The following is an 11,634-nucleotide window of genomic DNA, read 5'->3' as shown; positions in this document are numbered from 1 at the left end:
GCGGTGACCTCGGTGAGCTCTCCCGACAACAGCACCGTGCAGGCGGCGGGCTGCGTCCTGTGGCGCCGCTCGCCCATCGACGGCGAGCTGGAGGTGTGCCTCGTCCACCGGCCGAAATACGACGACTGGTCCCACCCCAAGGGCAAACTGAAACGCGCCGAGGACCCTCTCACGGGCGCCCTGCGCGAGGTGGCCGAGGAAACGGGCTACGAGGCCCGCACCGGCGCCCCACTCCCCACCGTCCGCTACCTGGCGAACGGCCGCCCGAAACAGGTCCGCTACTGGGCCGCAGAGGCGACGGCGGGCACCTTCACCCCGAACACCGAGGTCGACCGCATTCTCTGGCTCTCCCCCACAGCGGCAAGCAACCGCCTGACGCAGCCGAGGGACAAGGCGCTGGTGGCCTCTCTACTGGCCTCACTGCATCTCACCTAGGGGCGCGGGGAACTGCGCGACAAGCCACGACGGACCCGCAGCCGCCCCCGAACCGAGCCCCCGAGCTCATAGGCGCCCCTGCTCAACCCAATGGAATGCCCCCGTGTCCTCGACGTGAGCGTTCCGTGACCTAACCACCCCTTCCGCAGGGGTTCACCCCCCGTTCATTTACGCCAGTCGGCGCCTTCACCTGATCTGCCTAATTTCGGCCTTACGCGGTGCGGACCGCTCCTCGGAAGAACACCTGTAGGACGCGTCCGCATCACCCAGTCTTCGCACGCCGCCGGATTCAGGACGGCGGCTCTCGGAAGGAACTCCCTCAGTGAAGCTTCAGCGCAAGAACCGGCGGGCTCTCGCTCTCGGCGCGATCGCCGTCTCCGGCGCCCTGGCCCTCACGGCGTGCGGCTCTGACGACACCGGCGGCACCGACGGCGCGAGCAGCAACACCGCCGCCAACAGCTCGATCAAGTGTGACGACGCCAAGGGCCAGCTGCTCGCCGACGGCTCGTCCGCGCAGAAGAACGCGATCGACGCCTGGGTCAAGTCCTTCACGGCCGCCTGCTCCGGCGTGCAGATCAACTACAAGGGCTCCGGCTCCGGCGCCGGTGTCACCGCGTTCACGCAGGGCCAGGTGGCCTTCGCCGGTTCCGACTCCGCGCTGAAGCCCGAAGAGGTGACCGCGTCCAAGGAGATCTGCTCCGGCGGCCAGGGCATCGACCTGCCGATGGTCGGCGGTCCGATCGCGGTCGGCTTCAACGTCCCGGGCGTGGACAAGCTGGTCCTGAACGCCGAGACGCTCGCAAAGATCTTCGACAGCAAGATCACCAACTGGAACGACGCGGCGATCAAGAAGCTCAACCCCGACGCCAAGCTCCCGGACCTCAAGATCCAGGCGTTCCACCGCTCGGACGAGTCCGGCACCACGGACAACTTCACCAAGTACCTGATCGCCGCCTCCCCGGCGAACTGGAAGTACGAGGGCGGCAAGGCCTGGCAGGCCAAGGGCGGCCAGTCCGCGGCCGGCTCCTCCGGTGTCGCGGCCCAGGTGAAGCAGACCTCCGGCGCCATCTCCTACATGGAGCTGTCGTACGCCAAGGACGGCATCACCCCGGTCACCATCGACACGGGCGCCTCCGCCCCGGTCGAGGCCACCGTCGAGAACGCCACCAAGGCGATCGCGGCCGCCAAGGTCGTCGGCACCGGCAAGGACCTGTCGCTCCAGCTGGACTACGCGACCAAGGCCGACGGCGCCTACCCGATCACCCTGGTCACGTACGAGATCGTCTGCGACAAGGGCAACAAGGCGGCCACCCTGCCCACCACGAAGGCGTTCCTGCGCTACATCGCCTCCGAGGACGGCCAGGGCCAGCTGGCGGACGCCGGCTACGCGCCGATCCCCGCCGACATCATCGCCAAGGTCCGCACCACCATCGAGGGCCTGAGCTGATCCTTGCGCGTGCGGTCCGGTCCAGGGCCTGAAGAGCCCCCGGACCGGACCGCACCGTCCGGTGCACCGCCGCCAGGAGCCGTACAGCGGTACGACTCCGCAGACCGGAGAACCCGATGGACACCACACAGATAACCGACGCCCCTCCCCCCACCCCACAGCCCAGCCCGACCGAGCAGAAGCGTGTGACGCACGGCGCCACCCGCCCAGGCGACCGCGTCTTCCTCGCGCTGTCCCGCGGCTCGGGCATCTTCCTGCTGGTGGTCATGGCCGCGATCGCGGCCTTCCTCACCTACCGCGCGTCCCTCGCGATCAGCAAGGACGACGGCAACTTCCTGACCACCTTCGAGTGGAACACCGGCCTTCAGAAGCCGGTCTTCGGCATCGCGGTGCTCGCCTTCGGCACGGTCGTCTCCTCGATCGTCGCCATGGTCATCGCGGTCCCGATCGCGGTCGCCATCGCGCTGTTCCTCACGCACTACGCCCCGCGCAGGCTGAGCGGCCCCATCGCGTACGTCATCGACCTGCTCGCCGCCGTGCCGTCCATCGTGTACGGCCTGTGGGGCGCCCTGGTCCTCGTACCGAACATGAACGGCCTCTTCGGCTGGCTGGACACCTACCTCGGCTGGACCGGCATCTTCTCCTGGCAGGGCGGCGCGCCCCGCTCGATGCTGACCGTCGGCATCCTGCTCGCGATCATGATCCTGCCGATCATCACCAACGTCAGCCGTGAGGTCTTCCGGCAGACGCCCCGGATGAACGAGGAGGCGGCCCTGGCGCTCGGCGCCACCCGCTGGGAGGTCATCCGCATGGCGGTGATCCCCTTCGGCCGCTCCGGCGTGATCTCCGCCTCGATGCTCGGCCTCGGTCGCGCGCTCGGCGAGACGATGGCCGTGGCCACCGTGCTCTCCCCGACCTTCGACATCCAGGCCAGCCTGCTCGACCCGGGCGGCGGCACGTTCGCCCAGAACATCGCCAGCAAGTTCGGCGAGGCCACCGAGTTCGGCCGGGACGCGCTGATCGCCTCCGGTCTGGTCCTGTTCGTCATCACCCTGCTGGTCAACGGTGCGGCCCGCGCGATCATCGCCCGCCGCAAGGAGTACTCGGGGGCCAACGCATGAGCACCGCAACCGTCAGCACCCTGCGCGGCGCCCGGCTGCCCAAGTGGTCCCCGTACGCCATCGCGGCCGGCTCGCTCGCCCTCGCGGTCGGCATCGGTCTGGCCGCCGGTCTGGACAGCGAGGTCCAGTGGGGCCTGATCGCCGCGCTCCTCTTCCTCGTCGGGACCTACGGCATCGCCGCCCGCGTGGAGGGTCGCCGCCAGGCCAAGGACCGGATCGCCACCTCGCTGGTCTGGGTCGCCTTCCTGCTCGCCGTCATCCCGCTGGTCTCCCTGGTCTGGGTGACCGTCTCGCGTGGTGTGAAGGTCCTCGACATCTACTTCCTGACCCACTCGATGGGTGTGGTCGCCGACACCGAGCCGGGCGGCGGCATCTACCACGCCATCCTCGGCAGCCTGGAGCAGGTCGGCCTCGCCGCCCTGATCGCGGCCCCGATCGGTGTGCTCACCGCGGTCTACCTGGTGGAGTACGGGCGGGGGAACCTCTCCCGGGCCATCACGTTCTTCGTGGACGTCATGACCGGCATCCCCTCGATCGTCGCGGGTCTGTTCATCCTCAGCCTCATGCTCCAGTTCGAGATGCAGCCCTTCGGCTTCGCCGGCTCGCTGGCCCTGGCCATCCTGATGATGCCGGTGGTCGTCCGCTCCACCGAGGAGATGCTCAAGCTCGTCCCGAACGAGCTGCGCGAGGCCTCCCTCGCGCTGGGCGTCCCGAAGTGGCGGACGATCCTGAAGGTGGTCCTGCCGACCTCCATCGGCGGCATCACGACCGGCATCATGCTGGCGGTCGCCCGTATCGCCGGTGAGACCGCCCCGGTTCTGCTGCTGGTGTTCGGTAACCCGTTCATCAACAACAACCCCTTCGAGGGCGCGCAGGCGTCGCTGCCGCTGTACATCTACCAGCAGTACGCGAACAGCGCGGGTTCCGGAGCGGCGTACGACCGCGCCTGGGCGGCGTCTCTGACGCTGATCGCCTTCGTGATGATCCTCAACCTGGTGGCCCGCGGCATCGCCCGCTGGAAGGCCCCCAAGACGGGCCGCTGACGCGGCCAATCGGCGACCCGAACCCCCTGAAAGAAGCAGTGATCCCCATGGCCAAGCGAATCGACGTAAGCGGACTGACCGCCTACTACAGCGCCCACAAGGCGATCGAGGACATCTCGATGACCGTCGAGCCCCGCTCGGTGACGGCCTTCATCGGCCCCTCCGGCTGCGGCAAGTCGACGTTCCTGCGCACGCTGAACCGTATGCACGAGGTCACCCCCGGCGGCCGTGTCGAGGGCAAGGTGCTCCTGGACGACGAGGACCTGTACGGCACCGGCATCGACCCGGTGTCGGTGCGCCGCGAGGTCGGCATGGTGTTCCAGCGCCCCAACCCGTTCCCCACGATGTCGATCTTCGACAACGTGGCGGCGGGCCTGCGCCTGAACGGCTCGTACAAGAAGTCCGAGCTCGCGGACGTCGTCGAGAAGTCCCTCAAGGGCGCGAACCTCTGGAACGAGGTCAAGGACCGCCTGAACAAGCCGGGCTCCGGTCTCTCCGGCGGTCAGCAGCAGCGCCTGTGCATCGCCCGCGCGATCGCGGTGGAGCCCAAGGTCCTCCTCATGGACGAGCCCTGCTCGGCCCTGGACCCCATCTCCACCCTCGCCATCGAGGACCTGATCGGTGAGCTGAAGGAGCGCTTCACGATCGTCATCGTGACGCACAACATGCAGCAGGCCGCCCGTGTCTCGGACCGCACGGCGTTCTTCAACCTCGCCGCCGTCGGCCAGCCCGGCAAGCTGATCGAGATCGACGACACGGAGCGCATCTTCTCCAACCCGTCGGTCCAGGCCACGGAGGACTACATCTCCGGCCGCTTCGGCTAGGCCGCACAGACCCCTCGCGGTGCTGCATGGCGGTGCCACCGTGAGGACGAAAAAGGGCCCGCCCCCTGGCTCCCAGGGGGCGGGCCCGTTCGTTCATCCGAAGGTCACCCCACGCCGTCGGCGTAGGCCTTCTTCCAGCCGCTGCACGTGTTTTCCTTCAGATCTCCGTTGTCGCGGAGGCAGACCTTCATGTAGATCGTGGCGGACTCGGCGAATTGCTCGTTCACCCACTCGCACTTGGCGAAGCCCTTGCCGTTGTAGACGTCGTGGACGGTGCCGGAGCTGCCGATCTTCCAGGAGCCGACGACACCGGCACCGTCGGTGGAGTTGTCGCAGATGTTGAAGTCGTCGCCGTCCGTGTAGAAGTCGATCGAGCCCGCCGCGTTCGCGTAGCTGCCCGAGCCGACGGTGCTGATGCCGTAGCGGTCGATCGCCGCCGAGGCGGGCGAGGCCACGTAGAGCATGGTGGCCGCCGCGGCCCCCACCATTCCCGCACCGGACAGCAGACGCCTGCCGAGAATCGCCATGGAATTCCCCCTTCAGTGGTCGAACACCCGTTCATAGAACGCGCGTTCCGTCATGTTGCCACGGGAGGGGCCAACGGGTCGGGAGTTTCTACAGGAACGCCAGGTTCACCACACCGAACACCGCCGCCGCGACCAGCGCCGCCGCCGGCATGGTGATGAACCAGCCCAGGATGATGTTCTTCGCGACACCCCACCGCACGGCGTTCACCCGCTTGGTGGCGCCCACGCCCATGATCGCCGAGGTGATGACATGGGTCGTGGAGATCGGCGCGTGGAACATGAACGCGGTGGTGAACATGATCCCCGCGCCCGTGGTCTCCGCGGCGAAGCCCTGCGGCGGATCCAGCTCGATGATCTTCCGCCCGAGGGTCCGCATGATCCGCCAGCCGCCCGCGTACGTGCCGAGCGACAGCATGACCGCGCAGGCGATCTTGACCCACACCGGGATCGGGTCCCCGGCGTCCTCGACATCGGCGATGACCAGCGCCATCACCACGATGCCCATCGTCTTCTGCGCGTCCTGGAGACCATGACCGAGCGCCATGCCTGCCGCGGAGACGGTCTGCGCGATCCGGAAACCGCGCTTGGCCTTGTGCGGGTTGGCCTTCCGGAACATCCACATGATCGCGACCATCACCAGATAACCGGCGACGAGACCGACGATCGGCGACAGGAACATCGGAATGACGATCTTCTCGACCACCCCGGACCAGATCACCCCGATCCCGCCCGCGAGCGCGGCACCGACGAGACCGCCGAACAGGGCGTGGGACGACGACGAGGGCAGCCCGAAGTACCAGGTGACCAGGTTCCAGGTGATCGCGCCGACCAGCGCGGCGAAGAGGATCCACATCCCCCGGTTGCCGTGCGGCGTCTCGATCAGGCCCTCGCTGACGGTCTTGGCGATCCCGCTGCCGAGGAACGCGCCCGCGAGGTTCATCACGGCCGCCATCGCGAGCGCGGCCCGCGGGGTCAGCGCGCGCGTGGAGACCGAGGTCGCGATCGCGTTGGCCGAGTCGTGGAAACCGTTGGTGTACGTGAAGCCGAGCGCGACGCCGATGGTCACGACCAGAGCAAAGGTGTCCACGTGGTTCAGGACTCCTTGACCGCGATGGTCTCCACGGTGTTGGCGACGTGTTCGAACGCGTCGGCCGCCTCTTCCAGCACGTCCACGATCTGCTTGAGCTTCAGCACCTCGATGGCGTCGTACTTGCCGTTGAACAGCTGGGCCAGCAGCTTGCGGTGGATCTGGTCGGCCTGGTTCTCCAGCCGGTTGACCTCGATCCAGTACTCGGTGAGGTTGTCCATGGTCCGCAGGTTCGGCATGGCCTCGGCGGTGAGCTCGGCGGCCCGCGCCAGCACCTCGATCTGCTGCTCGACGCCCTTGGGCAGTTCCTCGACGTTGTAGAGGACGACGAGGTCGACGGCCTCCTCCATGAAGTCCATGATGTCGTCGAGGGAGGACGCGAGGTTGTAGATGTCCTCGCGGTCGAACGGCGTGATGAACGAGGAGTTCAGCTGGTGGAAGATCGCGTGCGTGGCGTCGTCACCCGCGTGTTCGGCGGCCCGCATACGCTCTGCGATCTCGGCCCGGCCGGCGGTGTCCGCCCCGAGCAGTTCCATGAGGAGCTTCGAGCCCGTGACGATGTTGTCCGCGGATGCGGCGAACATGTCATAGAAGCTCGTCTCCCTGGGGGTCAGACGAAAGCGCACAAGGGGTCCTCGGGGTGCATCGGTTTCGGTCAGGCTGATGCTAAGTGCATCATCCGGCCACGGCTAATGGGCCGTCCCCCAGTGTCGCCCATCAGGCAGAGTGGTCGGCACGGGGGCCTTCCGCAGGCCCTATACCCGCCAAAGTTGGGTACCATATACCCAGTAGGGGTATATCTCTGCCCCGTAGACGTGGAGGACGCGATGACGACCACCGAGGCCGGCGCGGAAGTGCCCTCCGCCCCCACCCCGGCTGAAACAGTGCACGGGTACCACAAGCAGAAGGACGAACACCTCAAGCGCCTGCGCCGCATCGAGGGCCAGATCCGCGGCCTCCAGCGCATGGTCGACGAGGACGTCTACTGCATCGACATACTCACGCAGGTGTCCGCCTCCACCAAGGCCCTCCAGTCCTTCGCCCTCCAGCTGCTGGAGGAGCACCTGCGGCACTGCGTCGCCGACGCGGCCGTCAAGGGCGGCGACGAGATCGACGCGAAGGTGGAAGAGGCGACGAAGGCGATCGGCCGCCTGCTGCGCACCTGATGCGAGGGCCTGCGTGAAGGGGGCCGCCCCCGGCGCTCACTCGCCGGAGACGGCCTCGCGCTCCTGGGCCACTTTCAGCACCTCGTCGATGCTCTCAAGGCTGAGCCGGTCCTCGTGGGCGGCCGAGGCCGCGATGATCAGGTCTCCGCACAGCTCGATCTCGGCGAGGGCCACGTGGTCCTGAACTGCCGTACCGCCGACCGGAGCCACGTGCATCACCTCTTCTCTGCCGTCACCGCTTCCTAGAGTAGGGAGCGGTCTACGCACCGCGCATGGCACGGACGGGCTAGTTCTTGACGCCCGTCACGACCGCTCGCACCCGGCTCACCCCTCCGCGATCTTCCCGGCGTAGATGTCGTCCCCGTCCGGAAGCCGTACGTCGACGGCGACCCCGAAGTCGGACAGCAGGGTCGTCGAGGCGACCGCGACGGTCCCCTCCTGCTGTCCGTTGACGAAGCTGAACCGGTGCCGGACCTTGCGGATCCGCCCCTCCTCGTCGAGGTACACGTCGAAGGGCACCCGAGCCGTGGCGAACCCTTTCGCCGCCGCTCCCAAGGACGCCCTGTTCCCGGCGGAGGATTCCTTCGCGGCGACGGTGAGATCGGCGGTCCCCCGGTAGTGCCGTACGGCGATCCCCTCGACCTCGGTCTCCCCGACGTACGTCGCGGACCGCGCCCCGCGCAGCAGCTCGGCGGCGGCGAACGGATCGGTGGCGCCGCCGGTGACGAGGTTGCCGTCCGCCAGCGAGGCGGTCTCGACCCGCACCCACTTGTCGGCGGGCACCCCGGCGCCCCGGTTCTTCATGAACAGCGCCCCGGGGGCGAGCAGTTCGGTGATGGGCCGGTGCTCGCTGGTCCCGGCGGGATCCTGCGGCAGCAGCACCTTCAGCTCGCCGAGCTGCCGCCGGTAGTCGTAGACCCCTTCCCCGCGAATGGTGACGCGGGTCCCTCCGGTCGCCATCTCCATGGAGGTCCGGGCCTTGGAACTCCCCGCCCGCACCAGCCGGTCGGCGGCCAGTCGCAGCGTCGCCACGGCCTCACCGCCCCGCCCGTCATCGGCGGCGGCCCCACTCCCGGAACACCCCGCGGTCCCGGCACAGACGACGGCCACGAGCCCCGCCACCACACCGACCCCGCCCGCCCGCCTCTGCTGCCGCTCCGCCTTCGCCACGTTCCGCTAACGACGACCGGGCGGAGCCCGTCACGCGCATACGAGTCCTTTACCGAGGGCGACTAACGTTGTCGCCGTGTCCGAGGAACACCGCACCACCACGGTCGAACAGGGCCGCTTCTGCACCGCCCGCTGCACCTGCGGCTGGCGAGGCCCGGCCAGAAGAGCCAGAAGCCAGGCAAGAACAGACGCGGAACGCCATCTCAGCCCGTCCGGCGTTTGAGGACGAGGCCCGTTCAGGGCCGAAGCGGGGGTCTGGGGGCGGCAGCCCCCAGGGACGGGACGGGTAGGGGCGGCGGGGGCGAGGAAATCCCGGCGCGCACCCCCCCCCCCCCCCCCCAAGGAACCCCCGCCCTCACCACCCCGTCTCGTTCCACGAACCCCACAGGAGGCGACATGGAACGGCGTACGTTCATCGGCGGCGGCGTAGCCGCACTCGCCGCGGCGACCACCGCCGCGTGCACCGGCACCGACCAGGCCGACGCCGCGCAGACAGCCACCACCGGCACATCCGCACGTACGTCCGCCAGAAGCAGCGCCACCACCCCCGCCGACTGGACCGCCCTGGCCCGCGACCTCGACGGCCCCCTCATCCGCCCCGGCGACACCAACTGGCCGGCCGCCCACCAGCTCTACAACACCCGCTTCGACTCCCTGAAGCCCGCCGCGGTCGCCTATATCGCGCACGCCGACGACATCCGCACCGCCCTCTCCTACGCCCGCGCCCACAACCTCCACATCGCGATCCGCAACGGCGGCCACTCCTACGCCGGCTGGTCCTCCGGCAACGGCCGTCTGATCGTCGACGTCTCGAAGCTCAACAAGGTCCGCACCAGCGCGGGCGCGGCGGTGGTCGGCGCCGGGTCGAAACTCATCGACGTCTACCGCGCCCTCACCGCGAAGGGCGTCACCATCCCGGCCGGCTCCTGCCCGACCGTAGGCGTCTCCGGCCTCACCCTCGGCGGCGGCCACGGAGTCGTCTCCCGCGCCTATGGCCTGACCTGCGACAGCCTGACCCAGGCCACGCTGATCACGGCGGACGGCAAGCAGCTCACCGCGAACGCCACGACCAACAAGGACCTCTTCTGGGCCCTGCGCGGCGCGGGCAACGGCAACTTCGGCGTGGTGACCGAACTCCACTTCAAGACCCACCCGGCGCCCCAGGCAGTGACGGCGTACCTGTCCTGGCCGTGGGCGAAGGCGGCCGCCGTGATCAAGGCCTGGCAGGAGTGGGGTCCCTCCCAGCCCGACGAGATCTGGTCCTCCCTCCACCTGGCGGGTACCTCCGGCGGCTACACGACCGTCTCCGTCGCCGCGTTCTCGCTGGGCACCTACGGCGAGCTCCAGAACGCCGTGGACCGCCTCGCCGACAAGGTGGGCGCCAACGCGAGCAGCGTCTCCCTCAAGCGCCGCTCCTACGAGGACGCGATGGAGGTCTACGCCGGCTGCTCCTCCTTCACCACGGACGCCCAGTGCCATCTGCCCGGCAAGACCCCGGGCCGCAACCCGCAGGGCGCGCTCGGCCGGGAGACGTACGCCGCGAAGTCGGACTTCTTCGACCGCTCCCTGTCGACGGCCGGCATCCAGGCGATGCTCAAGCAGATCGAGTCGGTCCGCGGCGGCGCCGGCGACATCGCGCTGACCGCCCTCGGCGGCGCGGTCAACCGCGTCTCCCCGACGGCCACGGCGTTCGTCCACCGCCGCTCCCGGATGCTGGCGCAGTACATCGCCGCCTGGAAGGCGGGCACGTCGGGCACGACCGCCCAGGCCTGGCTGACCGGGGCCCACAACGCGATGAAGCCGTACGCGTCCGGCGCGGCCTACCAGAACTACACGGACCCGACGCTGACGGACTGGCGGAAGGCGTACTACGGGGACGCGGCGAGCCGGCTCACGACCCTGAAGAAGCAGTACGACCCGAGCGGCTTCTTCACGTTCCCCCAGGCCCTCTAGCCCTTCAGGCCGCCAGGTCGCGCTCCTCGGCGCCCGCTTCCTTCCGGGCGCCGGGGATCACGGCGTCCTGGCCGTCGTACGACGTCCCGCGGGCCCGGATCAGCAGGCCCGCGCGCGGTGACCGGCCGATCGCCTTCATCAGCGGGGTGAGCAGGGCCATGGCCAGTGGGGAGAGCAGCAGGGCGACGGCGGTGCCGAGGGCGAAGCCGCCGACGACGTCGGTCGGGTAGTGCACGCCCATGTAGACCCGGCAGAAGCCCTCGAGCAGCGCGAGGCCGATGCCGTAGAACCCGAACTTCCGGTTGGCGACGAACAGTCCGACCGCCATGGCCATGGTGATCGTGGCGTGGTCGCTCACGAAGGAGTAGTCGGTCTTGCCGGAGACCAGGACGTCGAGGCCCTCGTGCGACAGGAACGGCCGCGGCCGCTCCACGAAACCTCGTATCGGCACATTGATCAGTACCGCGATGCCTGCGGCGAGCGGTGCCCACACCAGCGCGGCGACCGACGCGGGCGCTTCCGCACCGCCCCGCCTGCGCACGGACAGCCAGCACCACAGCACGAGGAGCACGGTGGCCAGGAGGATCCCGTACTCACCGACGTACTCCATGACCCGGTCGAACCACAGGGGCGCGTCCTTGGCCAGGCCGTTGATGTCGTAGAGCAGGTCGACGTCGGGGTTCGACCCGGATTCGGCGAGTCCAGCCATGGTGCTGCGGCCCCTTCGTCGTCTCTCCCGGCACGCAATGGTTCGCGCGCCGCATTTCCACCCCCGTGGCTGTAGCTCCGATACACGTTCGGCTACGACAACAGGAACGCACGGTCCCCGTTAATACGTTCCACCCTCCACTGAATGATCAC

At 68.9% G+C, this 11,634-nt stretch carries 13 protein-coding genes; 7 read left to right on the top strand and 6 right to left on the bottom strand.

All coding sequences use genetic code 11. From position 1 onward, the window contains the following. Positions 1–12: 12 nt before the first annotated feature. The 5 genes from ABKA17_RS26935 (at position 13) to pstB (ending at position 4,870) form a co-directional block, all read left to right on the top strand. Positions 13–435 (top strand): NUDIX hydrolase, encoded by a 423-nt coding sequence (locus tag ABKA17_RS26935; protein ID WP_353694836.1) that lies wholly within the window; start codon positions 13–15, stop codon positions 433–435. A gap of 322 nt (positions 436–757) precedes the next feature. After that, on the top strand, positions 758–1,882 hold the full coding sequence (gene pstS, locus ABKA17_RS26930) for a phosphate ABC transporter substrate-binding protein PstS (protein ID WP_353694835.1): 1,125 nt from the start codon (positions 758–760) through the stop codon (positions 1,880–1,882). 116 nt (positions 1,883–1,998) lie between these two features. Further along, positions 1,999–3,003 (top strand): phosphate ABC transporter permease subunit PstC, encoded by a 1,005-nt coding sequence (pstC, locus tag ABKA17_RS26925; RefSeq protein ID WP_353694834.1) that lies wholly within the window; start codon positions 1,999–2,001, stop codon positions 3,001–3,003. Then, the gene (gene pstA / locus ABKA17_RS26920; RefSeq protein ID WP_353694833.1) at positions 3,000–4,046 is read left to right on the top strand and encodes a phosphate ABC transporter permease PstA; all 1,047 of its coding nucleotides are present in this window, start codon (positions 3,000–3,002) and stop codon (positions 4,044–4,046) included. Before pstC ends, pstA begins: the two co-directional genes overlap by 4 nt. Positions 4,047–4,093: 47 nt before the next feature. Then, on the top strand, positions 4,094–4,870 hold the full coding sequence (gene pstB, locus ABKA17_RS26915) for a phosphate ABC transporter ATP-binding protein PstB (protein ID WP_353694832.1): 777 nt from the start codon (positions 4,094–4,096) through the stop codon (positions 4,868–4,870). Between the two features lie 104 nt (positions 4,871–4,974). Here pstB and ABKA17_RS26910 read toward each other — a convergent pair whose 3' ends face one another. The 3 genes from ABKA17_RS26910 to ABKA17_RS26900 form a co-directional block, all read right to left on the bottom strand. Beyond that, positions 4,975–5,397, bottom strand: coding sequence for a hypothetical protein (locus ABKA17_RS26910; protein WP_353694831.1), 423 nt, complete (start codon positions 5,395–5,397; stop codon positions 4,975–4,977). An 88-nt stretch (positions 5,398–5,485) separates the two neighbouring features. Further along, positions 5,486–6,484: an inorganic phosphate transporter gene (locus ABKA17_RS26905; RefSeq protein WP_353694830.1), complete on the bottom strand. Its 999-nt coding sequence runs from the start codon at positions 6,482–6,484 to the stop codon at positions 5,486–5,488. A gap of 5 nt (positions 6,485–6,489) precedes the next feature. After that, positions 6,490–7,110 carry a DUF47 domain-containing protein gene (locus ABKA17_RS26900; RefSeq protein WP_059195745.1) on the bottom strand — a complete coding sequence of 207 codons (621 nt, stop codon included), beginning with the start codon at positions 7,108–7,110 and terminating at the stop codon, positions 6,490–6,492. A 201-nt stretch (positions 7,111–7,311) separates the two neighbouring features. On the opposite strand from ABKA17_RS26900, the gene ABKA17_RS26895 reads away from it, so the two are divergent. After that, positions 7,312–7,650 carry a metal-sensitive transcriptional regulator gene (locus ABKA17_RS26895; RefSeq protein ID WP_353694829.1) on the top strand — a complete coding sequence of 113 codons (339 nt, stop codon included), beginning with the start codon at positions 7,312–7,314 and terminating at the stop codon, positions 7,648–7,650. A gap of 36 nt (positions 7,651–7,686) precedes the next feature. On the opposite strand, the gene ABKA17_RS26890 is transcribed toward ABKA17_RS26895, so the two are convergent. Both ABKA17_RS26890 and ABKA17_RS26885 read right to left on the bottom strand, forming a co-directional pair. Beyond that, entirely contained in the window at positions 7,687–7,866 is a 180-nt protein-coding gene (locus ABKA17_RS26890; RefSeq protein ID WP_353694828.1) for a hypothetical protein, read from the bottom strand. Positions 7,867–7,974: 108 nt separating this feature from the next. Continuing rightward, the gene (locus ABKA17_RS26885; RefSeq protein ID WP_353694827.1) at positions 7,975–8,820 is read right to left on the bottom strand and encodes an SCO4651 family lipoprotein; all 846 of its coding nucleotides are present in this window, start codon (positions 8,818–8,820) and stop codon (positions 7,975–7,977) included. Between the two features lie 396 nt (positions 8,821–9,216). Here ABKA17_RS26885 and ABKA17_RS26880 point away from each other — a divergent pair, with 396 nt between their 5' ends. Then, a complete protein-coding gene (locus ABKA17_RS26880; RefSeq protein ID WP_353694826.1) occupies positions 9,217–10,773 on the top strand; it encodes an FAD-binding oxidoreductase in 1,557 nt (518 codons plus the stop codon). 4 nt (positions 10,774–10,777) lie between these two features. On the opposite strand, the gene ABKA17_RS26875 is transcribed toward ABKA17_RS26880, so the two are convergent. After that, positions 10,778–11,482, bottom strand: a complete 705-nt coding sequence (locus ABKA17_RS26875) for a phosphatase PAP2 family protein (protein WP_353694825.1) — start codon at positions 11,480–11,482, stop codon at positions 10,778–10,780. Positions 11,483–11,634: the final 152 nt, after the last annotated feature.

Source organism: Streptomyces sp. RG80, assembly GCF_040446465.1.
Taxonomy (GTDB): domain Bacteria; phylum Actinomycetota; class Actinomycetes; order Streptomycetales; family Streptomycetaceae; genus Streptomyces.
Note: the sequence above shows the minus strand (reverse complement) of the source record. Positions and strands in the feature narration are given on the sequence as shown.